Origin of the sequence: Tissierella creatinophila DSM 6911 (assembly GCF_001940565.1) — a bacterium.
GTDB lineage: Bacteria > Bacillota > Clostridia > Tissierellales > Tissierellaceae > Tissierella_A > Tissierella_A creatinophila.
In genome coordinates, this window is the sequence record NZ_LTDM01000011.1 from 132,277 (window position 1) to 157,776 (window position 25,500).

Genomic DNA, 25,500 nt, shown 5'->3' on the forward strand with positions numbered 1-25,500 from the left:
CTAATCAAAATATTTTATTCCTGATTCAAAAATCTTTGCTTCTCCCTTTATATCTATGTTTTTATATAGACCAGTATCGATTCTATCTATACTTGAAATAGTTCCAAGTACTCTACCATCAAAACTAGTTAAACTTTCAATATTACTAATGGACCCAGTCGGATTTTTAGCTATTAACTTTGTAGCTATTTGACTTTCATCTAGGTTTGTATCTTCTCCTATTAGGAGTCTTCCTTCATAAGTTCCGATAGGCGCTGTATATATATCGCCCTTTTTCATGGCATTAAACCAAGGTGATGTGCTGTTTTTCACCTCTATATCTTGGAAAGTAGATACAAAACCACCTTCTTTATTTTGAGCTAATACCGCATCCCCTTTAACTATAAGTCCTGAACGAAGAAGTGTTTGGAAACCTTCACCAATCCCAAGTATAAGCCCATCAGTGTTTTGTAAAAATCTATCCATCTCTTCTTTTATTTCAGGAGTTCCTAGGATATATTTTAAAAGTTTTCCGCTACCTCCTGGTTCTCCACCAAAGACTACTCCGTGAGGAAGGGCTAGAATTTGACTAGTTCTGATCTTTTCTTTAAACTTTAATAGAGATTCTTTAAAATCTTTAGGGTTTAAAAACTTAAATACAAACTCTTCTACATCTCCACCAGCATTTTTAAAACTTCTTCCAAGAGTATATTCTCCATGGGTTCCAGTTAAGATTGGAATTAATACTTTAGGTTTCGTAACTTTTAAACCTTTTCTAATCCTTATATCACTATTTTTAGGATAATCTTTTTCTTTTTCTAGTTCTCCCTCTATGCTTGGGAACACTTCTGCTAATGGACTAGTCCATTTTTCTATTAGAGAGTCTATTTCTAAAGATTTTTCATCTATAACTATTTTCTGATCACTTATAGTTTTTCCAAGAAGAGTAAACTCTCCCAATTCATCTATACTTGCATCATCTTTTAATTCTAAAACTATAGAACCATATTTAGCTTTAAATAACTCATCCATATCCAAATCTTTGCACTTAAACCCAATCTTGTTTCCAAAGCTCATCTCTAGAATACTTCTCATCACTCCCCCACGCTTTACGCTTGTTGCAGAAAGGATAAGTCCTTTTTTGTTTAACTCATAAACTAAATCATATTTTTTCATCATATCTTTAGTGTCTATAAGGCCATCTTTATCCTCTTTTAAATCTATTAAAACTACTCTATTATTAGCTTTTTTAAATTCACTTGTCACTATATTTCCTATATTTTCAACTGTAACAGCAAAACTAATAAGTGTTGGGGGTACATCTATATCTTCAAATGTCCCACTCATGCTATCTTTTCCGCCTATAGCTGCTATATCTAAATCCTTTTGAATTGAAAACGCTCCAAGAAGTGCTAAGAAAGGCTTGCCCCATTTAGATTTATCCTCTCCAAGTCTTTCAAAGTATTCTTGGAAAGTAAGTCTTACACCTTTATAGGTTCCGCCAAGGGCTACTATTTTAGCTAATGATTCTATAACTGCATAATAGCCTCCATGGAATGGACTCCATTTTGAAATGCTAGGATCATATCCAAATGTCATAATTGAAGTTGTAGTAGTTTCTCCATCTAATACAGGTATTTTACTTACCATTCCTTCACTAGGACTTAACATATACTTACCACCATAAGGCATTACAACAGCTTCACCACTTACTGTGCTATCAAAGTTTTCTACTAAACCTTTTTGACTTCCTATATTTATATCTTCTAAAAGATCTGTTATCCTATTTTCTACATCTTTCTTTGAAGTTTCTTCCCCTTTTTCTCTTGGGCTTAAAAGTTTTATATCTATATCTTTTTCCAATCCATTTGTATCTAAAAACTCTCTTTTAATAGCCACAACAGTTTCGCCTTTATAGGTAAACTTTAATAGTTTCTCTTCTGTAACCTTTGCAACTATAGTTGCCTCTAAGTCCTCAGCCTTCGCTGCTTCTAAAAACTTCTCTGCATCTTTTTTATCCAATAGACAAGCCATTCTCTCTTGAGATTCTGAAAGAGCTATATCTGTAGCACTAAGTCCAGGATATTTTAAAGGAACTTTATCAAGCTCAACTACTAATCCATCAGCAAGCTCACCAATAGCAACTCCCACTCCACCTGCACCAAAGTCATTACATACTTTTATCATTTTAGAAATATCTTTCTTTCTAAAAAGTCTTATTATCTTTCTCTCAAGTGCAGGATTTCCCTTTTGTACTTCAGCGCCACCTTTATCTAGTGAGTCCTCTGAATGTTCCTTTGAAGATCCAACTGCTCCTCCAAGACCATCTCTTCCAGTTCTTCCGCCTAAGAGTATTATAACATCACCTGCTTGAGGCTTACCTCTATATACATTTTCCTTTGGAGTTGCTGCAACTAATGCTCCGCACTCCATTCTCTTAGCTACAAATCCATCATCATATATTTCTCTTAAAAAACCAGTACTAGCTCCTATTTCATTTCCATAAGAACTATATCCCTTCATAGCAGTTCTAGTTATTTTTCTTTGAGGAAGTTTTCCCTTTAAAGTATCTTCATATATGGTTCTAGGATCTGCTGCTCCTGTTATTCTCATCGCCTGATAAACATAAGCACGACCAGAAAGTGGATCTCTTATAGCTCCTCCAAGACAAGTAGCCGCTCCACCAAAAGGCTCCATCTCTGTAGGGTGATTGTGAGTTTCGTTTTTAAACATAAGAAGCCACTTTTCTGTTTTACCATTTACATCTACATCTATCTCTATACTTGCAGCATTTACTTCATCTGATTCTTCTTTATCTTCTAAAAGACCTTTTTTCTTTAACTCTTTCATATTTATTGTAGCTAAGTCCATAAGGCTTATCGCTTTTTCTCTTTTTTCATAAGTAAACTCTCTAGACTCTAAATAGTTCTTTAACTCTCTTTCAAAAAGTTCCTTATAGTCTCCATCTTCTATTTCAATTTCACCTATTCTAGTCATAAAGGTAGTGTGTCTACAGTGATCAGACCAATATGTGTCTATAAGTTTTATCTCTGTAAGACTTGGGTCTCTCTCTTCTTTGTTGAAATATTCCTTTATAAAAAGTAAATCTTCTACATCCATTCCTATACCTTTATTTTCTTTAAATGCTTTCATAGCTTCTCTATCAAATCCTATAAATCCTTTTACCCATTCAACCGGTTCTACGCTTTCATCTATCTTTTCAACCGTCATATCATCTAATGAAACTTCTTTAAATTCAATAGGGTTTATATAGTATTCTTTTATAGTTTTAAGCGCCTTTTCATCTATTCCTTTGACTACTATTATCTTAGAATGTTTTACCTCTATATCTCCTTCTGAAAAAAGTAGGTTTATAAACTCATTTGTAAAATACTCTCTTTTATTAAACTGTCCTTTTAAATCTTTAATTCTAAATGCCTTTTCATCATCAGAAAGTTCTAATGTTTTTGTATATATATCTGTAAATGGTTCTAATATAATGTTTTCTAATATAGTGTTTTTTTCTTCCTCATTTGCTCCTATTAAATCATATACATCAACCACTCTTACATCCTTTAACTCTTTAACACCTAAATAGCCCTTAAATTCTTTTAAAAGTTCTTCTCTTTCAACATTTACCTCTGTTTTCTTTTCAATAAACAATCTTTCCATTTATAATCCTCCTTTAAAAGATAAAAGCCCAGATGGATAGGTTTCTTTAAGTGAAACCTACCCATCTGGGCTTTTGTCCCTATGGTGTAATGCTTTTTAGCATCTGCGCCGCTTGGACCAGCAAGAAAAATTATTCCTCGGAACCCTAGGCGCACTTTCACTCATGTAAATATCAAAGTATTACTATGAAACTTATATGAGCTTACTATTTACTTAATATCATTTTTTCCAAATCAAGTGGTTCTATATATTCATTTCCCCTATATACCCTCATATTGCCTCCAGATATTTCATCTATTAAAGCAATATGTCTATCTTCGCCTACCCTACCAAATTCTAGCTTTATATCATATAATTCTAAGCCTTTTTGAGATAGTTCTTCTCTTATTATACCGCAAATCTCTTTAGTAAGTCTTTCTATTTCATCATATTCTTCCTTATTTAATATATGGAGCATATCTAGTGCATCTTTTGTAATAAGAGGGTCGCCTCTTTCATCATCTTTAAGAGTAAACTCTACATAAGAATCCAGTTTATCTCCCTCGTTTGCATACATTCCATATCTTCTTATAAAGCTTCCCACAGCTCTATATCTGCATATAACCTCTACTCCTTTACCAAAAGCACTAGCTTTTAGTACTGTCATAGTGTTTTCTTCTATATCTGCATCTAGAAAGTGAGTTGGGATATTTAGATGATTGAGCTTTTCAAAAAAATGTCTAGTAACTTTAAGTCCTGATTTACCCATTCCATCAATACTAAGACCCACTGTATTAGCTCCTGGATCAAACTTTCCATCAACCCCTGTTACATCGTCCTTAAACTTTAATATTACTCTTTGATCATCTAATTCGTATACGTCTTTAGTCTTTCCTTTATAAAGTAATTCCATTATAAAATCCTCCTTTACATAAATATTATTCTTATTAAAAATAATATAGCTAGTATCCACATGGTAAGAGAAATGTCCTTTAACTTACCTGTTATAGCTTTTAATACCACATATGAAATCATTCCAAACACAATACCTTCAGCTATAGAATAGGCAAGTGGCATCATAATAATAGTTAAAAATGCTGGTATTCCATCAGTTGGATCATCAAACTCAATCTTTCTAATAGGACCCATCATAAATAGTCCTACCGTGATAAGTGCAGGAGCTGTAGCCGCTGCTGGTATCATAGTAAATAATGGTGCAAAGAAAAGTGCTAGCGTAAACATTGCCGCTGTAGAAAGAGCTGTAAGTCCTGTTCTACCACCTTCTGCAACCCCTGATGCTGACTCTACATATGTTGTAACAGTTGAAGTTCCAAGACATGCCCCTGCAATAGTTCCTAGTGCATCTGCCATAAGAGCTTTACCAACTCTTGGAAGCTTTCCATCTTCATCCAACATATCGGCTTTAGATGCAACACCTGCAAGAGTACCTACTGTATCAAATATATCTACAAATAAAAATGTAAATACTACAATTAACATTTCAAGAGAAAAAATCTCTTTCATACCTACAAACTGAAAAGCTACATTCTTTATAGTAGGTGGAAGACTTACTATAGTGTTGAAGTTTTCCGGTAATTGAGTTACTCCAAGAGGAATACCTACAAGAGTTGAAACAATTATTCCTATAAGAAGTGCTCCCTTTATATTTTTAGCAAGTAAAAATGCTATAATTATTATTCCAATAAAAGCTACAACTGGCGCACCACTAGCTATATTTCCAAGTTCTAAAGGAGTTCCCTTCCCAACTTTTACAATACCCGCTCCATTTAAACCTATAAATGCGATAAAAAGACCTATACCTACGGATACTGCATTTTTAAGATTAGTTGGTATACTATCAAATATTGCCTCACGCACATTTAAAAATGATAAGATTATAAATATAATTCCTTCAATAAGTACTGCTGTAAGTGCAAACTGCCAAGTCTTACCCATTTCTCCAAGAACTACCGAATAAGCAAAGAAAGCATTAAGTCCCATCCCTGGTGCAAGTGCAAATGGATACTTCGCATAAAGTGCCATAATAAGTGTTGCAAAAGCTGCTGAAAGTGCTGTAGCAGTAAATACTCCACCAGCATCCATACCTGTATCAGATAGAATGAGCGGGTTTACAGCCAAGATATACGCCATAGTCATAAATGTTGTAATCCCTGCTATGACTTCTGTTTTTACATTTGTATTATTTTCCTTAAGTTTAAAAAAGTTTTCCACTAACTTTCCTCCTATTGTTTGTATTAATATAAATATTATACCAAAAACACTTAAAACCCAAGCGGGTAGGTCTTTTAAGTGAAACCTACCCGCCTGGGCTTTTATCCCTTCGGTGTAATGCTTTTTTAAAAGCACCTGCGACGCTTGGACCTTTAATAAATTCTTCTCTTTAGAAGCCCTAGCCGCACTTTCACTCATAGTAGAAGCTTTACGGTCTTCTGTAGAAACTCCCCAACCTTATTATGGGAACTATATGAGTAATTTGTCGATATTTATATTATACTTAGATATTAGCAATTAAAAGAAAATAAGTCAAGAGAATTCTAATAATAAATAAAAAAATCTTCTATAGAAGTCAAACATATATAACACAGACCTCTAGAAATTTGCTCCAAAGAATGCTTGGATTTTCTAAATTACTTACCGATTATTTTGTAAAGCATGAACAAGGGGTTTTATAAAAACATTGTAATATTTCTAAAACCAATCTAATACTATGTATTATGGAATATTATATAAAAGGGGGTATTTTTTTGTTATCTAGAGAAAAGTTTATAAAATTCTCATTAGAATCAAATCTCTTCTACCTTAGAATTATGAAAGAGCATTTATTTTTTATAGAAACTAGTTTAACTCCAGTAGAAGAAGATATACAAAAAATGTCAGATTTACTAAAGAAGAGTCTTGAAGAACTTATGTTGGAAATTCTTCCACTTGCAAATGAATGTATAAGTAAAGAGGTGATAAGTTCTTGTGAGCTCGTTACCAAATATACGCTTGAGGCAGAAAGAATAACATCAAATCTGACAGGCGCAAGCATCAATATGGAGATTACAGAAAAAGAATTAGAACTTTTATGTGATAATGATTGTGACTATAGTGAGTGGCTAGAAACTTATATAGTTAATTTTAACTCTAGAGTATTAAACATAATGGAAGAAGTTCTAAGCTTTAAAGAAAGAATCTTAAAAGAATTTTCAGAATGTAAGCTTTTTATCAGAGTTTATCCAAAGATGTTAGAGCATATAATCCATGAAACAAAACTTTATCTAAAAATTTTAAACTGTTTAAAAGAAAAGGAAATTCCTGTTAACACTCTTTGTGAAGAACTAAATTTTTGGAATCATATAATGGGAGAACATGCTCAGTTTATAGATGGAATGTTAGACCCTAGTGAAGAAGAACTTAAAAAGGCTGCAGAAAAGTTTGTTTTAAACTATGAAATTCTAGTAAAAGAATGCCTAAGAATGCATAAAAAGGACATGGTAAATAAAAGCTTTAAACTTACAGAATATATTAAAGAATATAAAACAGCTGCTACAAAAGGATTATTAGACTGCGAAATAAAATCTATAATCCCACCCCTACTAGGAGATCATGTACTTCGTGAAGCAAACCATTATTTAAGACTTCTTAAAGAAATTTAATACTAAAAAGCTTATAGGAAATTTCCTATAAGCTTTTTAGTATTATCAGGTTTTTATCATAAACTCTTGTATCTTCCATCTTTAAAATCATAGGCACAATTTATAAGAGTTAAGATACCTTTTCTAATCTACTATACCTCTTTTTTTAGCTTCTTTATTTACTTCATCTAACATCTTTTCTAAACCTTTATCCTTATAGCTTTTCATAAGAGAATCTACCATCTTATCTACTGGCTCTGTTCCCATCATAATAGTATAAAAATCTTCATGGGGATTGTAGTAGAATTTATCTTTAAGTGGTGTAGAAATAAGCATTGATGCATCACTTATCTTTGGAAGCACACCATTTGTAACCGCATCTTGATGTCTCTTTATGTTTTCTTCTCTATATTCCTTGGGAATTGAAGTAGGATAGTTTTCGTCCCAATAAGTTGGATTATGAACTGCAAGGTTTGACATATTTGCAAATGGATATTTTTCCGTAAGCACAACGCCTTCTTTTACTATAGGTTTTCCATCTATCATTTCATAATCCTCACCTTCAATACCACAGAACATAAGTCTTTTACCTTCATCAGAAATCAAATAATCAAATAACTTTAAAATAGCCTCCATCTTTTCATCTGAAACTTTACTACTTATATAGGTCTCTGACCATGCTTCTGTATCTACAAAGTACCACTTCTCTCCATCTGCACCAGGGAAAATAGGAGCAAATCTAACATCATCTAAAAACTCTCTACCATAGACTTCTTCATAATCTCTACCAAGTGTATAAAGACTTGATGGACCATCGTTAAATACCATGGCTGCGTTTAATCCTTGTAAAAAACCATCCTTAGCATTTGAACCTGTAACTTGAGCTATATCTTTTGATACAGTTCCTTCTTGATACATGTCCCTTGCAAGATTCATTACCGCTTTCATATCTCCATCAAAAACACTTGGCATAACCTTTCCTTCATCATTTATAATCCATTTCTTTTCCAGTATGCCCCCATAAGGGTACATTACACCTGCAAGTATCTTTGATCCTGTTTGAGTTATACCGCCAATATTTTTATTTTCTGGATCAGCTTTAATTATCTTTCTAAGCATATCTCTAAACTCATCCCAGTTTTCTGGTTCTTTTGTTACCCCTGCTTTTTGAGCAAGATCCCATCTATATACAATGTTTCTATCTAAAACACTATAAGTAATATCTCCATAAGATTGTCTAGGAATTATATAGTTTTTTCCATCTTGCATAGCTTGTTTTGCTCTATCCATTTGCATATATTCTTCTAGATTTGGATATTTTGATAAATCCTCAGGTAATGCTTTTATTACACCTTGATCAACCCAGTCAAAAAAAGAACTTTGTCCAAGACCTACAAAATCCCCTACAAATATATCTGGTAGTTGTCCATTTGTAGCCCAAAGTTGTACTTTTTCGTGATAATCAGAGCTTGTCATATCTTGTGGTATAAGATGAACTCCAGTTTTTTCTTCAAGAGTTTTAAGCATCTTATCATTTTCTCCACCAGATAATGCTTCTTGAGCATTCCAAAACCCTACATTAATCTCTACTTTCCCATCTTCATTTTTAGAAGAGGGTTCTGCCTTATCTTTTGAACAACCAGTAAATAAGACTACTACACATAATAATAATAAATACTTCAATCCTTTTTTCACTATTTCTAACCTCCTAATATTTAATTTTAAATTTAATATAATAAATTGTAATTATATCCTTTAATTTAAGTTTTACTTTGTGCTACTCTTTTAAAGAACCCATCATAACACCTTTTACAAAGTATTTTTGTACAAATGGATAAAGACAGATTATAGGTATCATCGTAATCAATATAGTAGACATTTGTACTGATTGTGGAAATATCTTCATTTGACTCTCTGCTAGAGATTTAAGCTGAGGTGCCAACTGACTATCATAGACTACAAGCAGATCTTTAAGATAAATCTGTAGTGGTTTTAAGTTTTTATCAGAAATATATAAATATGCATGCCACCACTCATTCCATCTCTCTACAGAATAAAAAAGAGCAAATGTTGCCATAAAAGGCTTAGATATTGGAAGATAAACTCGAGTTAATACTTGAAGGTCATTTGCCCCATCAATGATAGCTGCTTCCTCTAGCGATCTTGGTAATGACTGAAAATAGTTTTTCATTATTATTATATAATATGTATTTAAAAGACATGGAAGTATCATTGACCATATACTATTTAAAAGTCCAAGTTTTGTAACTATTAAATATATAGGTACAGTTCCGCCAGAAAATAACATAGTAAAAATAATGAAATTCAATATAAACTTTCTTCCAAGCAACTTTCTTCTAGAAATAACATAAGCTGTTAAAGTAGAAAATATCATATTAAGAGTTGTTCCAACTATAGTTACAAATAAAGTAACTGAAAGAGACTTTATAAAAAAGGGATCTTTTAGTATCTCCTTAAATCCAGAAAAATCTACAGTAAATGGTAGTATATAAGGTGTGTGTTTAGCATAGGTAATTGTATTTGCCACAGATAATATAACTACATTATAAAATGGTATAAGTATAAGTATACAAAGTACTATAAATATAAAGTATAGCAATATATCAAATTTTGTATTTTTCCTTTTTTTCATATATAGTCCTCTCCTTCCTAGAACAATCCTTGTTCTCCTGTTTTTACTATAAGTCTATTTGCAAGGGTAATCATAATAACTCCTATAATCGACTTAAAAAGCCCTACAGCAGTTGTATATCCAAAGTTTACTCCCATCTCAAATGTATACCTTTGGACAAATGTATCTATTATATCAGCAACTCCATATACAGGTGGACTATATAGATTAAATATCTGATTAAAAGATGCCCCTCCCATAATATTTCCAACTTCTAAAATTAGCATTATAGCTATTATATGTTTTATACCAGGTAAAGTAATGTATATCATTTTACCAAGTCTTCCTGCTCCATCTATTTCGGCAGCCTCATAAAGACCAGGATCTATACTTGTAAAAGCTGCCATATAGATAATAGAGTCCCATCCAAACTCTTTCCATATATTTGATATCCATATAAATCCTCTAAAACCATCAGGTGTTATAAGAGGTGAAAATATTTTAAAACCATTATTTATAAGTACCTGATTTATAAGTCCATTACTAGAAAATAAATTAGTAAAGATACTAGCTAAAACTACCCATGATATAAAGTGAGGAAATGTAAATATAGTTTGAAATATCTTTTTAAGTCTAATATTTTTAATTTCATTTAATAAAATAGCAACAATTATAGGAACGGGAAAATGAAATAATAGTTTCCCTAAGCTAAAAATTATTGTATTTTTAAAAGCTTGAATAAATGCTCTATCCCTAAACATATTTCTAAAATTTTCAAGTCCCACCCATGGACTCTTTAATATACCCATATCATATCTGTAAGATTTAAATGCTAGTATAGTCCCTCCCATGGGCGCATAACAAAATATTATATACCATAAGATTCCAGGCAGTATCATCAGATAAAGTATCCAATTATTTTTTATACTTCTTATGATAGAGCTTTCTTTTTTTATCTTTACAACCTCTCGTTCTTTTGGCTTTTTTAAAGATTTACTATCTATATCCATCACCTCATTTTTAACATTTATATCATCTCAAAAAATGCCTCTATTCTAGTTTTTATCTGTCCAAAGTCAAGCATTGAATAATCTGATTCTATATATAGATAAGGAAGATTTAGTTCATCATTTACATGTCTTCTAACCTTTGTAGCTTCAATAGCAAAAGTATGACAAGCTTGAAGTACAACTTCAATAACTGCATCTACCTTAAACTCTTCACAAATCGAACTTATATCTTCAATTCTTCTCGTATTAGGGCTCATGACTGAACAACTAACTTTTAAATACTTTTCAGCTATAGCATCTATTGGATCTTTAGTTTCATCGATTAAATCCCTTTTTTCTCTAATTCCTGAACAGTTATCATAGGCTACTATATCTCCACCAGCTAGTTCAATAGTTTGAAGTATCTTCTCCCTAACACCCCCAACTGGGCAACCTGTTACAAGTATTCTTGGTCTATTTGTTATAGTCCCCTTTAAGTTTTTTTCCCAGTTTTCTTTAAGTTCTTTTGTTCTAGATATAAGATCTTTGTTGCTTTCCTCTCTATCAAATCTAAATCCAAACCCATCTTGAACTCCATTCATCTCAACACCATTAAGAGCTGGAGGATTTAATTTGCCAAGTTCAAAGTATTCCATCATGTTTTTCCTTTGAATATTTCCTCTACGTATCTCTTCCCTTAGTTTTTCTTCTGTTATCTCTACATCAAATTTTTCCTCAAGTTTTTCTTTAAACCTTACTATTTCACTTCTCCAAAGGTCAAATGATGACTTAAGGTCTGGATTTTGAGGAAGTTGCATAACATATGTATCTTTAATCTCATTTAATAGCTCGTACATCTTTTTCTTACCATCACAGGTAGTTTCACCAAGTATAAGATCAGAAAAGTAGAAAAAAGGACAGGTGTCAGATACTGCATGTCCATAGCTTGATTTTATTAGAGGGCATAAGTTTTTAGGAAGATCTCTTTCTGCATATTGTATTGGTTCTTCACTAGTCCCACAAAGTGATACTGGAATTGCCCCTGCCGCATAGACAAGTTCTGCTGGTGAATATGTACAAAATACTCCAACTACGTTTTTTCCGGATTCTTTTAATTCTTTAATATCTAAAAATCCTTTTCTTTTAAGTTCATCATAAGATTCAAATTTTTCGGGTAATTTATTCATAAAATCCTCCTTATAAATATAAATTTAGGTAAATTTTTCTTCCCTATAAGTTTATACCATAATACTTTCACAATGTAAAGCACTAAAAGGATTTTATTTAAAATAGCTTATAGACAATGTTTCCTATAAGCTTTTTAGATATTTAATACTTTTTCAAAAGCAACTCTCTCGTTTCCATCTTTTAAATAGATAATACCACAATATTTAAATCCATTCTTTTTTAAAAAATTTTGCATAGATATGTTTTCTTTATGAGTATCTACCTTTATACTCTTTACTCTATTGTCTGCACACTTTTTTTCTATTTCTTTTAACATCTCCCTAGCTAAGCCTTTACCCCTAAAGTCAATATCTATAGCTATTCTATGTATGACTGCATAACTTATATCTGTAAGCCACTTTCCATCATATATATTGTCATAAGTTTTTTCGGCTTCAAAACTTAAAGCAGTTGTTCCAACTGCTTTTTCATCTTCTATTAAAACATAAGACTCTTGTTTTTCTATATCCACTTTTATTACTTCTTCATTGGGATATCCATTTTGCCACTGGTCTATTCCTTGTTCTTTAAGATGATTTTGGGCTTTTTTTATTATAAGCATTATTCCCTCTATATCAGTTTCTTTAGACCTTCTAAATTCCATAAATTCCTCCTAAAAAATTGTTTATCTCTAAAATTTTAATGACGTGGTTTTTCTTCTACTTTTTTTATAGCAGCCATTATTTGACAGATTATATCGGCTTTGAACTGAACACTTAGATCGTTTAATTTAGTATATACAATCCCCTTGTCACTTGCCACATAGATAGGTTTTAAATTATTAAGTGTAATTGCCCTTATATCTTCCATACATCTTTCGCAACTGCAGTTTAAATCATACTTTTTAAGCACATCTTTTAATACATCCTCTAATAAAATCTCCATATAGTTTTGCAGCATTGTTTCCCTTCTTTCTTTTTTATTTTATAAGTAGATCATTATATCAATCCAATGATCTACTTATACACTTTGTTATTAAGCTTCACTTATTATTTTCTTTAAAGTTTCTCCAATTTCTTCATTAAACTCAATAACATCGTCTACTCCAGTAAGAAAGGTTTCTTCTTGGTTTATAATTATAATAGGCTTCTTTCCATATCCAAAAGCTACTGGAACACTTGCTACTGGTTGAACCATTAGAGAAGTGCCAAGCACTATCAAAAGATCTGCTTTCTCTACCCTTTTAAAGATTTCTTTTATACCTGGAACATTTTCTCCATATAAGACAATCTCAGTCTTATAAAGACCCCCACATTCACAATGAGGTCCATCTTTAAAGACTTCATCTATTGTTTTTTCCTTAGAACAATTAGTACAATATGTATTTTCCATATTACCATGAAGTTCTATTATGTTCTTGCTTCCTGCCTTTTGATGAAGTGAATCTATGTTTTGAGTTAAGATTGTAACTCTTTTATTGTTTTCAAGTTCTGCAAGTATTTTATGCCCTTCATTTGGCAAGATTCCATCCATATTTAGATACTCTTTTAAATAATTATAAAATATTTCAGGTCTGCTATAAAAAAACATTCTTGAAAGTATCTCTGAAGGAGTATATCCTCCCTTGTTAGTATGAATTAAGCCATATTGTGATCTAAAGTCCTTTACACCAGATTCAGTAGACATTCCCGCTCCAGTTAAAACAACTATATCTTTAGCATTATCTATTAAGTTTTTAGCGTCTTTATATTTATTCAAAATATATCACTCCCAATTAGTTTTAAGTTTTATATAATCCTAATCGTAGTTTATAAGGAAATGAGCAAATTGTCAAATAGTTTAATTTTTGATTAAATCTTCTCTTTATAATTCTTTTCCCAATTTAGTCACATCATATGGTGTTTCTTGATATACATAATAGTTTAACCAATTACAAAATAGTAAATTGGCATGACCTCTCCAGGTTAAAAGAGGTTCTTTTGTTGGATCATCCATTGGAAAATAGTTTTTAGGCAATTCTATATCCAATCCTGCATCTATATCTCTTTCATATTCCTTCTTCAATGTGAACACATCATATTCAGAATGACCTGTAACAAACACTTGCCTATCATCTTTTGAAACCACTATATATACTCCAGCTTCATCAGACTCGGATACTATTTCTAAACCTTCTACTTTCTCAATATCGCTACTCTCTATACCTGTATGTCTGGAATGAGGAGCGTAAAAAGTATCATCAAACCCTCTTAAAAGTTTAGAATTTTCCACTCTTTTATAGTGATTAAACACTCCAAAGAGTTTTTGGGCAAGAGCTGTTTTACCAATACCATAATGGTAATAAAGGGCCGCTTGAGCTCCCCAGCAAATATGAAGCGTCGAATAAACATGGGTCTTGCTCCATTCCATTAAATCTTGTAATTCGTCCCAGTAGTCTACCTCTTCAAACTCTAAATGCTCTACAGGTGCACCTGTTATTATAAGTCCATCAAATGTTTCATTCTTTATATCATCTAAACTTTTATAAAATCTATTTAGATGTTCCTCTGGTGTATTCTTAGCTTTATGACTCTCCGGATGGATAAATGTTACATCCACTTGCAAGGGAGTATTTCCTATAAGTCTTAAAATTTGCGTTTCAGTTACTATCTTTGTAGGCATCAAATTCATTATTGCTATCTTTAAAGGTCTAATATCTTGTTGCTTAGCTCTATCTTCTAGCATTACAAATATATTCTCTCCAGCTAAAATATCTGCTGCAGGCAAATCGTTTGGAATATTAATCGGCATCTATGTCACCTTCTTATGTTTATTATTGTTTTACTGCTTTTAAAGCTTGATCTAAATCTTCTATAAGATCTTCTACATTTTCAATACCTATAGAAAGTCTGATCATATCTGGAGCTACCCCTGCATCATATTGTGCTGACTCTGAAAGCTGTGAATGAGTAGTACTAGCAGGATGAATTACAAGAGATTTAGCATCGGCTACATTGGCTAGATGAGAAAATATCTCTAGTTTTTCAATAAACTCTTTACCTGCCTCAAGTCCACCTTTAATTCCAAATGTAAATATAGATCCAGCTCCCTTAGGCATGTATTTTTGTGCTAGTTCATAGTATTTGCTTGTCTCTAAACTAGGATAATTTACCCAACTAACCATCGGGTGATTTATAAGAAAATCACAGATCTTTTTAGTGTTTTCTACATGACGTTCTACACGAAGCGAAAGTGTTTCAAGTCCTTGTAGGAGTAAAAATGAATTAAAAGGACTTAAACATGCACCTGTATCTCTTAAAAGTTGCACTCTAGCTTTTACAATAAAAGCCGCAGGTCCAAAAGTTTTCGTATAGCTAACCCCGTTATAAGTAGGATCATTATCTGTAAGCGATGGGAATTTACCACTCTTTGCCCAATCAAAATTTCCTGAGTCAACTATAATTCCTCCCATAGAATTTCCATGTCCTCCTATAAACTTTGTAGCAGAGTGGACAATTATATCTGCCCCAAATTCAAAAGGTCTAATCAAATATGGAGTTCCAAATGTATTATCTACAATAAGAGGAATACCATTTTCGTGAGCAATTTTAGCTACCCCTTCAATATCTACTAAATTTATACTTGGGTTTCCAATAGTCTCTATATATATTGCCTTTGTCTTTTCGGTAATTGCATTTTGGAAATTTGATAAGTCTTCAGAATCTACAAAGATTGTTTTAATTCCATACTTAGGTAATGTGGCTACAAAGAGATTGTAGGTTCCACCATAAAGTGTACTAGCTGATACGATTTCATCACCACTACCAGCTATATTCATAATTGCGTATGTTGTTGCAGCCATTCCAGATGCAACTGCAAGAGCTCCAACCCCTCCCTCTAAGAGAGCCACCCTCTGCTCTAATACATCTGTTGTAGGATTCATCATTCTAGTATATATATTTCCACCTTCTTCAAGTGAAAAAAGCTTAGCACCATGTTCTACACTGTCAAAACCATATGCTGTAGTTTGATATATAGGTACTGCCCTTGATTTTGTAGTTGGATCAATACTTTGACCACCATGTACCTGTAAAGTATCAAATCCTAATTTCTTTTCATCCATTCAAATTCCCCCCATTTATTGTTTTAAATTATAAGTCAATATAATTTTTTAATTTAATTATAAAGATAAACCTCTATATATAGAGGTTTACTGAATTTGATAAAAAACAAAAGTTGTTACAATATTCGATATTTTTATAATGATATCACAGTAAAACATTAATGTCAATATCAGGGAAATAGAGATTAGGAAGACTAAATAGATATATTCTCAACCTTTCTTTTCCTAAAAGAAGAAACTTTACTAAAACCTAAGTTTTTTAAAAGATCTATTCCTTCTAAAATACCTCCATAATAATCTCTATTAAAATGTGCATCAGATCCTAAAGTAATAATCTTACCACCTAATTCTTTATACCTTTTTAATACTTCTTCTTTTGGAAATGTAGTTTTTAACTCTCCTCTAAGTCCTGAAGTGTTTAACTCTATTCCTTTCCCATTTTTTATAAGCGCTTTTAAAATAGCATCTATGATTTGTTTATAATCTCTATAGTCATAAGACTTATCTTTAAATGGACCATAGCGAACTATATAATCTAAATGACCTACCACATCAAAGTTACTGAAGTTTTCAACCATCTCTAGTACTATCTCAAAATATCTCAAGTAGGAGCTATACTGCGACTTTTCATCGAAAAAGTCCCCTAGATAAAAGTCCTTTCCATCTCCATAGTGGATAGATGAGATTACAAAGTCAAATGGATATTGTCCTAAAAGCTCATCGATTTTATCTTTATAATCTTTTTCATATCCTATCTCCACACCTATCCCTATAGAGATTTCATATTCTTCTTCAAACCTTTTCATAGTTTTAAAGTACTGATCATAGTCTATATGTTTTTGAAATTCAACTTCAATAGCGCCCATATCTATGTGATCGGTAAAGATCACATAAGAAAGCCCAATTTCTTTAGCCTTTATCAAATACTCTTTTATACCTGCATCACTATCTGGAGAATAATTTGTATGGACATGATGATCTGTATATCTCAATTTTAGCACCTCCTTACTTCACTCTCTTATTCAATTCTTCATAGATATCTCCTAAGCTAACTCCTTCATTTACAAGTAATACTAATAGATGATAGATCAAATCACTTGACTCATAGATTAACTCCTGGCGATTATTTTTTGCCCCTATAATCACCTCTGCCGACTCTTCCCCTACCTTTTTAAGTATCTTATCAATACCTTCTTTAAAAAGATAATTTGTATAAGAACCTTCTACTGGATTTTGTTTTCGATCTAATATAACTTTATAGAGCTCAGAAAGAGTGTTTTTATAATCCTTCACCCCTTCTACTTCATTAAAAAAGCAAGAATAACTGCCAGTATGACATGCTACACCTGTTTGATTTACCTTTAAGAGTATAGTATCTGCATCACAGTCATAGTAAAATCCTTTTACCTCTTGAATATTACCTGAAGTTTCTCCCTTTTTCCATATCTTTTTTCTTGATCTGGAATAGTAGTGAGCTATATTTGTTTCTAATGTGAGTTTTAAGGATTCTTCATTCATATAAGCTAACATCAAAACCTCTCCTGTAGCTATATCCTGTGCTATCGCAGGTACAAATCCATCCTTATTGTATTTGATATCCATTATAATCTCACCTCTATCCCCTTTGATCGCATATATTCTTTCAAGTCCTTAATTTCTATCTCTTTATAATGAAAAACACTAGCTGCCAATACTCCATCTGCATTTCCCTCCAGAACTGCCTTGGAGAAATCCTCCATTTTTCCTGCTCCACCTGAAGCAATAACTGGAACATCTACACTATCTGTTACTGCCTTTAAAAGCTCTATATCATATCCTTCCTTCATCCCATCTGTATCAATACTGTTTAATACAAGTTCTCCTGCTCCAAGTCTAACTGCTTCCATAGCCCACTCTACTGCATCTAGGCCTGTATCAACTCTTCCACCATTTATAAAAACTCTCCACTCTTTTGTACCTATTTTTTTAACATCCATCCCGAGAACTACAGCCTTTGATCCATATTTTGTCGCAGCTTCTTTAATGAACCCTGGTGTCTTAACTGCAGCAGAGTTAATTGAAATCTTGTCTGCCCCTTTTTCCATGATTTCACTAAAACCTTCAATCGTACTAACTCCACCACCAACACAAAGAGGAATGTCTATTTTAGCAGCTACTTTTTCTATAAATTCAAGGGATACCTTTCGTCCTTCATTTGTAGCTGTAATATCATAGAAAACCAATTCATCTGCACCAGCTTTAGAATAAAACTCTGCTAAAACTACTGGATCATCTACATCCTTAATATTTTCAAACTTTTTCCCCTTTACAACCCTACCATCTCTTACATCTAAACATGGAATAATTCTTATTGACATTTTAAAACCTCCTCTAAATCTAGTTTCCCATCATAAAGTGCTTTTCCAACAATAGCACCGTAAAGTCCCATCACTTTCAATTTTTTAATATCTTCTAAAGTTGTAACCCCACCTGAGGCGATAACTTCTATATCTACATTTTGAGCCAATTCTTCATATATCTTAAAATTCGGTCCAATTAACATTCCATCTTTTTCAATATCTGTATAGACTATACGATTTAATCCATAAGACTTTAATTGTTTTATATAATCTAGAGCTTTTACATCTGAAACTTCTTGCCATCCATCAGTAGCAATAAGTCCATTTATTGCATCTATAGAAACTATTATTTTCTTACCATATGTTTGGATCATTTCTTTAATCCAAGCAGGATTTTTAAGGGCTACAGTTCCTATGATTACTTGAGAAACGCCCAAATCCAAAAGTGTCTTTACCCCTTGGGTATCCCTTATACCTCCACCTAATTGAACTGGAATGTTTATATTTTTAAGAATTTCTTTTACCACTGGCTCATTGACTCTAATTCCATTTTTAGCTCCATCAAGATCTACCAGATGAAGGATCTCAGCTCCCATAGTTTCCCATCTCTTTGCAACTTTTACAGGATCCTTTTCATATACTGTCATTTTTTCATAGACCCCTTGAGTAAGCCTTACACATGAATTATCTTTCATATCTATAGCTGGATAAATTACCATTATTACAAAACCCCCTTAGTACTTACAACTTCACTACCAACTACACGAACCGCTTCTTTAATTGCCCTTCCCAGTCCTTTAAATACCGCTTCTATCTTATGATGATCATTCTCGCCTCTCATTACATCTATATGAAGAGTTAAAGCTGCTGAAATAGCAAAAGCGTGAAAGAACTCTTTAAAACATTGCGTTTCCATATCTCCTATTTTTTCACATCTAAAACTCAAGTTTTCAACTAAAAATGGTCGATTAGAGATGTCAATTGCAACCAGTACAAGACTTTCATCCATAGGAGTTATGGGAGAGGCAAATCTCTGTATGCCTTTTTTATCACCTAGTGCATCTTTAAAAGCAGCACCTAGTGACAAACCAATATCTTCTACTGTATGATGAGTATCAACATAGAGATCACCATCACATACTATTTCCAAATCAAAACCTGCATAAAAGCCCATAGCCTTTAGCATATGGTCAAAAAAACCAATCCCAGAGTCTATCTTAATTTCTCCAGAACCATCCAAGTTTAAAGCTAGTTCTATCTTTGTCTCCAAAGTATTTCTACTTACCTTAGCTTCTCGCATTTTCTACCTCCTCTATTGCCTCTATAACAATATCATTTTCCTCAGGTGTACCAATAGTAAGTCTATAGTAATCTTCAAGTTCTCCACCAAATTTTCTAATAAGTATATCTTTATCCCATAGGGCATCGAATATATTTTTAGGAGCTTTAAAAAACAAGAAATTCGCTCCAGAAGAAAGTGGCTTTAGCTCTTTTTCTTCTAAAAACATCTTCATTCTCTCTCGTTCTCTTTTGATAATTTCGATATTGTTACTAGTTATCGAATCGTTTTCTAGTGCCTTTAATCCCATCTCTTGTGTTAGAACATTGACATTGTAAGGAGATTTTACCCTATTTATATATCCTATAGTTTCCTTATTGGCTATCATATATCCAAGCCTTATACCAGCTAGTCCCCTAGCCTTGGAAAAGGTTCTTAATACTACAAGGTTTTCAAACTCTCTAGTATCATCACCTTTAGGATAGTTAGAGAATTCAATGTAGGCCTCATCAAGAATCACCATCGCATCTACAGATCTTACTATCTTTAATATATCTTCTCTTGGAATCAAAGTGCCAGTTGGATTATTGGGATTGCCGAGTATAACCAACTTTGCTTTTTTTTCTTTAACAAAATCGATAAAACCATCTACATTCAATCTCTCCATACCATCTAATGGGTAATCTTCATACTTCCCCTTATGAATGATAGTAAATATCTTATACATGCTAAAACTAGGTGAAAAGCTCACCACAGTTTCTCCAGCTTCTAGATAAGCCTTCATCATTAGTTCTATAAGTTCACTAGAACCATTTCCCAAGACAAGCTCATCTGGACTCTTATCTAATTTTTCAGCTAGAGCTTCCCTCAGTTTATCACTTCGGTCAACTGGATAACGATTAAGTCCACCTATCCAGTCCACTCCTTCATTTGCATCTAATTTAACCCTATAATCTCTATTGATAACCTCATAGGCATTAAGATTTTTTATCTCTTCTCTTAGATATTTCTTCATTCTACATTTCCTCCATTCTCACCTTGATAGAATTGGCATGTCCAGTCAATCCTTCGTTATCCGCTAATAGCATAATGTCATTTGCTGACTTTTTAAGAGCTTCCTTTGAATAATAAAGAAGTGAAGTTTTTTTATAAAAATCATCCACGCTAAGTGCTGAAGAAAAGCGAGCTGTTCTGGATGTAGGAAGCGTATGATTAGGACCTGCATAATAATCTCCGACGGGTTCTGGTGTATATTCTCCAAGAAAAATAGCTCCTGCATTCTTAATCTTTTTATAGTCTTCAAATGGATTGTCAGTCAATATCTCTAAATGTTCTGGAGCCAAGCTATTTGCTATATCGAAACATTCATCTTTATTAGCGCAAAGAATAATAGCACCATATTCGCTAAGAGCTTCCTCTGCTATCTCACTTCGTTTAAGAGTTTTCAATTGAATAGAGATCTGTTCTTGAATCTTTTTAGCTAAAATATTGCAGTCTGTAACAACTATACTAGCAGCTCTCTTATCATGTTCTGCCTGAGCTATTAAATCCGCTGCTATAAATCTAGGATTAGCCTTTTTATCAGCTATAACAACTACTTCGCTTGGTCCAGCTATCATATCTATACCCACAAGTCCTGAAACTTTATGCTTTGCCATAGCCACAAAAATATTTCCAGGCCCTACAATTTTATCTACTTTTGTAATCGATTCAGTTCCATAACAAAGAGCTCCTATGGCCTGAGCCCCTCCAACTTTATATATCTGAGTAACTCCTAACAAATCAGCTGCTACCAAAACTGAATCTTTTATCCTGCCATCTCTATCTGCCGGTGTAGTCATTATAATTTCCTTTACACCTGCTAAATTTGCAGGTATTGCATTCATCATCACAGTAGAAGGATATGAAGCTGTACCCCCTGGAACATATATACCCACCTTTTCAATAGGCATCACCATTTGACCCAACATAATATCAGAACCTTCATTTATTGTAAATCCTTCTTTGATCTGTTTTTTATGGAAATTGGTAATATTTCCAATAGCATTTATAATTGCATTTTTTAAATTTTCATCTATATTTGCCTTTGCCTTTGCTATCTCTTCGTGTGTCACCTTAAGCTCAGTTAATCCATTTTTATCATACATCTGGGTAAACTTTAGCAAAGCCTCATCACCATTTTGTTTTACTTCTTCTAATATTTCATCAACTCTTTGGAGAACTTCTTTTGAGTCCATCTGACTACGCGATAGAATCTTCTCTATCTTTTCCATCTCCTTAGCTCCATCTATTATCCTAATCATCTAAACACCTCCCAATACTTTTTCGATCTTTTTAATCTCACTATATTTAAATCTATAACTCGCCTTATTTACAATAAGACGCGCACTTATAGTATCGAGTTCCTCTAAAACTACCAATCCATTATCCCTTAAAGTGTTCCCCGTCTCAACTATATCCACAATAACTTCACTTAGCCCCATAAGTGGTGCCAATTCTACTGCGCCACCTAGTTTAATAATCTCTACTAGCTGACCCCTATCCTTGAAAACCGATTCTACATAGGAGGGATAATTTGTCGCTATAGTGAGTACTTCATTCTTTTTAACTAGGTTTTGATCTTCAAAGCCTGCTACAACAAATCTACATTTCCCAAAACCAAGATCCAAAACCTCATATATATCTTTATTATCTTCTAAAATAGTATCTTTACCTACAATGCCTAAATCTGCTACTCCTTTTTCAACATATGTTACTACATCACAAGGTTTAACAAATATAAAATTAATTTTTTTATTTGCATTGTTATAAACTAACTTTCTAGAGTCTTCTTCCATTATTATCTCATACTCTGTATCCTTAAAAAGCTCCAGTCCTTTTTTTCCCAATCTACCCTTTGCTATAGCTATGGTAAGAATATCCATTACTTTTCCCCCTTAATTCTAATACGAGTAACCAAGTCCATATCAATCATAAAACCTATGGCTGCTACCTTAACACCATACTTTTTAGTCCATTTATCATAACGACCTCCACTTAAGATTTTAGTTGGAACCCCAAGGCAATACCCCTTAAAGATAATTCCATCATAATAGCCAAGGTCTGGCACCATTGAGAGATCAAGTTTTACTTTTCCAATTATATCTTTATGGATAAACAGTTCTTTAACTCTCTCTAGCGAATCTAAAGCACCTTTCATTTCCTCATTCATTTCATAAGCTCTAGCCATATCTAGAACTTCCTTCATATCTCCTTGCATATCCAATATCTTATCTAAGATGGTATTTTCAAGTTTCAAAGATTTGAGTTTAGTTTTTAGACTATCACTGTTTTTCTTAGAAATAAGATTTCTTATCTCAATCTCATCTTGCAGATTTAAATTTATTTCTCTAAAAAATCCATCTAAATATTTAGTAGAGCCCATTTCCAAAATATAAGGTTCTCCTAGGTTTGACATAACAGACATTGCCATTTCAACAATCTCTCCATCTGCTTTGGAAATATCATCACCTAAGGATTCAACTCCCATTTGATAATTCTGTAGGATTTTACCTCTAGATTCATTTCGATAGACCTTAGAATTGTAGTAAACTTTAAGTGGTGGTTCTCCCTCCCATTTGGAGAAGATTTGACTTAAAATATTTGTAGTAATATCTGGTCTTAAAATGTATATTCTAGAATCTCCACCTAGTACCTTTACAGTTTTAGATGAATCCCATCTAGAATTAGATCTGATAAAATCATCATAATCTTCAAACACTCTAGGTTCTATAATAGAAAATCCCATGTCTTCAAAGAAATTTTCCATTTCCCTTTCAATACCCTTTTTAAACTTTGTAACCTCTAGTTCTTCTAAAATATTTCTAAACTGCATCACTATCTCTCCTTTTTATCAAAAAACTAAAAAACCATATAGGCAGCCTATATGGTTAAAATACATTTCCATCATAGATCTCCGCCCAAGTTTTAAAACAACTTAACAAGAGCATGCATCTATGAACTATTAATAGATTTAATAATTAGTTCATTGTTACAAACTCTTCCATCTATGATGATTATGAAATTTATTATTTGTTTTTTGATTTATTTTCATGTCCTCACCCTTATATATAAACACTTTATCACATTATAGCATTATCAAGGTAAATAGTCAACGGTTTTTTTAATATATATCAGACAATTCAAACTTTATCATCTCTTCTATATTTTTATTGTTATTTACAGATGTACTCGCCTCTTGTTTTTCTACAACTATGTCTGGAAGTTTTAATGTGAATCTAGTTCCTTTTCTCAAAGTGCTTTCTACACTTATTTCACCGCTATGAAGTCTAACTAAAGATTTTACTAAAGATAAACCCCTACCACTACCTTCAGATGTGCGAGTTAAAGACTTATTTACCTGATGGAACTTATCAAAGATAATTTCTAGATTTTCTTTGGCAATACCTATTCCTTCATCTTCAACAGTTATCTCTATAAAGCCCTCTTTATAGTATAAATTTACAAATATTGTACCACTTTCATAGGAAAACTTAATTGCATTAGATATAAGATTTAGCATGATTCTCTCAAATTTATATAAATCTAAGCCAATTATCTTTTCTTCAATCTCCGTATCAAAAACTATCTTAAGCCCCTTTTCCTTAATATATTTAGCAACTGATTGGATGATGTCTTCAGTAACAGCTACAATATCTTCATTTTTTAGATTTAGTTTATAAAAACCAGATTCAAGTTTTGAAATATCCAAAATATTGTCAATAAGCTTAGTAAGCCTATAACAATTTCGAAGTATTATTTTATTACTATAATTGATTTCATTATTATAATCTAGGGAAGAATTCTTTTTTAAATCTTGATCTAATAATTGAGAAGCACTAAAAATTAAATTTAGCGGGGTTTTTAATTCGTGGGAAGCATTTACAAACATCTCTTCTTGAGATTTTAGACCCTTAGTAAGTTTTTCATTAGACTTTTCTTCTTCTGTTATATCCATAGCTATAAGGGATATTTTATTGACCTCTTCAGTGACATCGTGAATTACATTTAATAAATATTTTTCTTCTCCATTTGAAGATAGCGGTATAGTAGAAATATCAAAATAAGAAATTGAATCATCTTTATTTATAAAGGGAACTTCAGTTTCATGACCATACTTTATATTTTTATTACAATTTAATAGAAGCTCTGGAAATATAGGCGGTTTTCCTAATAAGTTCTCTGTAGAAATATCTAGTGATAATAATAAATCTATATATGGCTTGTTAGACTTAAGTAAAATATAATCATCTATACTATAAACAGCAATTGACTTTTTATAATCCAGATTAAAAGAAAAAATGTTTTCTAATATATGATCTAATAATTGATTTTCTATCTCTTTAAATGAATAAATTCTCTCTTCTTTATCTTCATTATATCTGCTAGAAATATTTACTCCTTTAGGATTGTCCCATTTTGTAAATATATAAGCACTGTATGGATTGTAAATCTTTTTCAAATCAATCTGAAAATCTAATTTTAATAAAGAACTTAAATCATCAATAGATTTTCCTATAACTTCATTTTCCAGATAACCAGTTAAACTTAAAAATCCTTTATTAACCCTATAGACAATATCTTCTTTAAAATAAATATCCATATTCTCAATACTTTTATGTAAAATTATTTTCACAATGAGTCTCTCCTTTTATACTGTCTTTTATATTGTCTTAAATATTATTA

At 32.2% G+C, this 25,500-nt stretch carries 23 protein-coding genes and 1 riboswitch; of the genes, 1 reads left to right on the forward strand and 22 read right to left on the reverse strand.

Annotated features, from left to right (window positions below; translation table 11 throughout):
* The 3 genes from TICRE_RS04355 to TICRE_RS04365 all read right to left on the reverse strand — a co-directional run bounded on the left by TICRE_RS04355 (window position 1) and on the right by TICRE_RS04365 (window position 6,060).
* Window positions 1-3,651, reverse strand: a complete 3,651-nt coding sequence (locus tag TICRE_RS04355) for a phosphoribosylformylglycinamidine synthase (RefSeq protein WP_075725515.1) — start codon at window positions 3,649-3,651, stop codon at window positions 1-3.
* A 205-nt stretch (window positions 3,652-3,856) separates the two neighbouring features.
* Entirely contained in the window at window positions 3,857-4,543 is a 687-nt protein-coding gene (locus TICRE_RS04360; RefSeq protein ID WP_075725517.1) for a phosphoribosylaminoimidazolesuccinocarboxamide synthase, read from the reverse strand.
* Window positions 4,544-4,557: 14 nt separating this feature from the next.
* Entirely contained in the window at window positions 4,558-6,060 is a 1,503-nt protein-coding gene (locus TICRE_RS04365; protein ID WP_158016425.1) for an NCS2 family permease, read from the reverse strand.
* Window positions 6,040-6,139, reverse strand: a riboswitch (purine riboswitch). It overlaps the preceding gene by 21 nt.
* 256 nt (window positions 6,140-6,395) lie before the next feature.
* On the opposite strand from TICRE_RS04365, the gene TICRE_RS04370 reads away from it, so the two are divergent.
* The gene (locus TICRE_RS04370) at window positions 6,396-7,289 is read left to right on the forward strand and encodes a DUF2935 domain-containing protein (protein WP_075725519.1); all 894 of its coding nucleotides are present in this window, start codon (window positions 6,396-6,398) and stop codon (window positions 7,287-7,289) included.
* A 123-nt stretch (window positions 7,290-7,412) separates the two neighbouring features.
* Here TICRE_RS04370 and TICRE_RS04375 read toward each other — a convergent pair whose 3' ends face one another.
* The 19 genes from TICRE_RS04375 to TICRE_RS04465 all read right to left on the reverse strand — a co-directional run bounded on the left by TICRE_RS04375 (window position 7,413) and on the right by TICRE_RS04465 (window position 25,450).
* Entirely contained in the window at window positions 7,413-8,963 is a 1,551-nt protein-coding gene (locus TICRE_RS04375) for an extracellular solute-binding protein (protein WP_198927478.1), read from the reverse strand.
* Window positions 8,964-9,045: 82 nt separating this feature from the next.
* Window positions 9,046-9,921 (reverse strand): carbohydrate ABC transporter permease, encoded by an 876-nt coding sequence (locus tag TICRE_RS04380; protein WP_075725523.1) that lies wholly within the window; start codon window positions 9,919-9,921, stop codon window positions 9,046-9,048.
* Window positions 9,922-9,938: 17 nt separating this feature from the next.
* A complete protein-coding gene (locus TICRE_RS04385; RefSeq protein WP_075725525.1) occupies window positions 9,939-10,910 on the reverse strand; it encodes an ABC transporter permease in 972 nt (323 codons plus the stop codon).
* Between the two features lie 17 nt (window positions 10,911-10,927).
* Window positions 10,928-12,076, reverse strand: coding sequence for a double-cubane-cluster-containing anaerobic reductase (locus TICRE_RS04390; protein WP_075725527.1), 1,149 nt, complete (start codon window positions 12,074-12,076; stop codon window positions 10,928-10,930).
* 134 nt (window positions 12,077-12,210) lie between these two features.
* Entirely contained in the window at window positions 12,211-12,720 is a 510-nt protein-coding gene (locus TICRE_RS04395) for a GNAT family N-acetyltransferase (RefSeq protein WP_075725528.1), read from the reverse strand.
* A gap of 35 nt (window positions 12,721-12,755) precedes the next feature.
* Window positions 12,756-13,016: a late competence development ComFB family protein gene (locus tag TICRE_RS04400; protein WP_075725530.1), complete on the reverse strand. Its 261-nt coding sequence runs from the start codon at window positions 13,014-13,016 to the stop codon at window positions 12,756-12,758.
* A 75-nt stretch (window positions 13,017-13,091) separates the two neighbouring features.
* A complete protein-coding gene (locus tag TICRE_RS04405; RefSeq protein ID WP_075725532.1) occupies window positions 13,092-13,814 on the reverse strand; it encodes an NAD-dependent protein deacylase in 723 nt (240 codons plus the stop codon).
* A gap of 105 nt (window positions 13,815-13,919) precedes the next feature.
* On the reverse strand, window positions 13,920-14,846 hold the full coding sequence (gene metA, locus TICRE_RS04410) for a homoserine O-acetyltransferase MetA (protein ID WP_075725534.1): 927 nt from the start codon (window positions 14,844-14,846) through the stop codon (window positions 13,920-13,922).
* Between the two features lie 22 nt (window positions 14,847-14,868).
* On the reverse strand, window positions 14,869-16,158 hold the full coding sequence (locus tag TICRE_RS04415; RefSeq protein WP_075725536.1) for an O-acetylhomoserine aminocarboxypropyltransferase/cysteine synthase family protein: 1,290 nt from the start codon (window positions 16,156-16,158) through the stop codon (window positions 14,869-14,871).
* A 194-nt stretch (window positions 16,159-16,352) separates the two neighbouring features.
* On the reverse strand, window positions 16,353-17,150 hold the full coding sequence (locus tag TICRE_RS04420) for a histidinol-phosphatase HisJ family protein (protein ID WP_075725538.1): 798 nt from the start codon (window positions 17,148-17,150) through the stop codon (window positions 16,353-16,355).
* Between the two features lie 13 nt (window positions 17,151-17,163).
* Window positions 17,164-17,760, reverse strand: a complete 597-nt coding sequence (gene hisIE / locus TICRE_RS04425; RefSeq protein WP_084191825.1) for a bifunctional phosphoribosyl-AMP cyclohydrolase/phosphoribosyl-ATP diphosphatase HisIE — start codon at window positions 17,758-17,760, stop codon at window positions 17,164-17,166.
* On the reverse strand, window positions 17,760-18,515 hold the full coding sequence (hisF, locus tag TICRE_RS04430) for an imidazole glycerol phosphate synthase subunit HisF (protein ID WP_075725542.1): 756 nt from the start codon (window positions 18,513-18,515) through the stop codon (window positions 17,760-17,762). The genes hisIE and hisF overlap by 1 nt, the downstream gene beginning before the upstream one ends.
* Window positions 18,506-19,216: a 1-(5-phosphoribosyl)-5-[(5-phosphoribosylamino)methylideneamino]imidazole-4-carboxamide isomerase gene (hisA, locus tag TICRE_RS04435; protein WP_075725544.1), complete on the reverse strand. Its 711-nt coding sequence runs from the start codon at window positions 19,214-19,216 to the stop codon at window positions 18,506-18,508. Before hisA ends, hisF begins: the two co-directional genes overlap by 10 nt.
* Window positions 19,217-19,218: 2 nt before the next feature.
* Window positions 19,219-19,797 carry an imidazoleglycerol-phosphate dehydratase HisB gene (gene hisB / locus TICRE_RS04440; protein WP_075725546.1) on the reverse strand — a complete coding sequence of 193 codons (579 nt, stop codon included), beginning with the start codon at window positions 19,795-19,797 and terminating at the stop codon, window positions 19,219-19,221.
* The gene (hisC, locus tag TICRE_RS04445; protein WP_075725554.1) at window positions 19,784-20,791 is read right to left on the reverse strand and encodes a histidinol-phosphate transaminase; all 1,008 of its coding nucleotides are present in this window, start codon (window positions 20,789-20,791) and stop codon (window positions 19,784-19,786) included. The genes hisB and hisC overlap by 14 nt, the downstream gene beginning before the upstream one ends.
* 1 nt (window position 20,792) lies before the next feature.
* Window positions 20,793-22,079, reverse strand: coding sequence for a histidinol dehydrogenase (gene hisD, locus TICRE_RS04450; protein WP_075725564.1), 1,287 nt, complete (start codon window positions 22,077-22,079; stop codon window positions 20,793-20,795).
* The gene (hisG, locus tag TICRE_RS04455; protein ID WP_075725566.1) at window positions 22,080-22,700 is read right to left on the reverse strand and encodes an ATP phosphoribosyltransferase; all 621 of its coding nucleotides are present in this window, start codon (window positions 22,698-22,700) and stop codon (window positions 22,080-22,082) included. It lies immediately after the preceding gene.
* Complete coding sequence (locus TICRE_RS04460) at window positions 22,700-23,650, reverse strand: ATP phosphoribosyltransferase regulatory subunit (protein ID WP_075725568.1); 951 nt, start codon at window positions 23,648-23,650, stop codon at window positions 22,700-22,702. The genes hisG and TICRE_RS04460 overlap by 1 nt, the downstream gene beginning before the upstream one ends.
* 288 nt (window positions 23,651-23,938) lie before the next feature.
* A complete protein-coding gene (locus tag TICRE_RS04465) occupies window positions 23,939-25,450 on the reverse strand; it encodes a PAS domain-containing sensor histidine kinase (RefSeq protein ID WP_075725570.1) in 1,512 nt (503 codons plus the stop codon).
* Between the last annotated feature and the right edge of the window lie 50 nt (window positions 25,451-25,500).

Bases quoted from the DNA above. Each gene is read 5' to 3' on its own strand.
- metA (WP_075725534.1), bottom strand. From the start codon at position 14,846: ATGCCGATTAATATTCCAAACGATTTGCCTGCAGCAGATATTTTAGCT.
- hisA (WP_075725544.1), bottom strand. From the start codon at position 19,216: ATGGTAATTTATCCAGCTATAGATATGAAAGATAATTCATGTGTAAGG.
- TICRE_RS04380 (WP_075725523.1), bottom strand. From the start codon at position 9,921: ATGAAAAAAAGGAAAAATACAAAATTTGATATATTGCTATACTTTATA.
- TICRE_RS04355 (WP_075725515.1), bottom strand. From the start codon at position 3,651: ATGGAAAGATTGTTTATTGAAAAGAAAACAGAGGTAAATGTTGAAAGA.
- hisG (WP_075725566.1), bottom strand. From the start codon at position 22,700: ATGGATATTCTTACCATAGCTATAGCAAAGGGTAGATTGGGAAAAAAA.
- hisIE (WP_084191825.1), bottom strand. From the start codon at position 17,760: ATGGATATCAAATACAATAAGGATGGATTTGTACCTGCGATAGCACAG.
- TICRE_RS04400 (WP_075725530.1), bottom strand. From the start codon at position 13,016: ATGCTGCAAAACTATATGGAGATTTTATTAGAGGATGTATTAAAAGAT.
- hisF (WP_075725542.1), bottom strand. From the start codon at position 18,515: ATGTCAATAAGAATTATTCCATGTTTAGATGTAAGAGATGGTAGGGTT.
- TICRE_RS04390 (WP_075725527.1), bottom strand. From the start codon at position 12,076: ATGAATAAATTACCCGAAAAATTTGAATCTTATGATGAACTTAAAAGA.
- TICRE_RS04385 (WP_075725525.1), bottom strand. From the start codon at position 10,910: ATGGATATAGATAGTAAATCTTTAAAAAAGCCAAAAGAACGAGAGGTT.
- TICRE_RS04460 (WP_075725568.1), bottom strand. From the start codon at position 23,650: ATGCAGTTTAGAAATATTTTAGAAGAACTAGAGGTTACAAAGTTTAAA.
- TICRE_RS04365 (WP_158016425.1), bottom strand. From the start codon at position 6,060: ATGAGTGAAAGTGCGGCTAGGGCTTCTAAAGAGAAGAATTTATTAAAG.
- TICRE_RS04360 (WP_075725517.1), bottom strand. From the start codon at position 4,543: ATGGAATTACTTTATAAAGGAAAGACTAAAGACGTATACGAATTAGAT.
- hisD (WP_075725564.1), bottom strand. From the start codon at position 22,079: ATGATTAGGATAATAGATGGAGCTAAGGAGATGGAAAAGATAGAGAAG.
- hisB (WP_075725546.1), bottom strand. From the start codon at position 19,797: ATGCGAGAAGCTAAGGTAAGTAGAAATACTTTGGAGACAAAGATAGAA.
- TICRE_RS04395 (WP_075725528.1), bottom strand. From the start codon at position 12,720: ATGGAATTTAGAAGGTCTAAAGAAACTGATATAGAGGGAATAATGCTT.
- hisC (WP_075725554.1), bottom strand. From the start codon at position 20,791: ATGAAGAAATATCTAAGAGAAGAGATAAAAAATCTTAATGCCTATGAG.
- TICRE_RS04415 (WP_075725536.1), bottom strand. From the start codon at position 16,158: ATGGATGAAAAGAAATTAGGATTTGATACTTTACAGGTACATGGTGGT.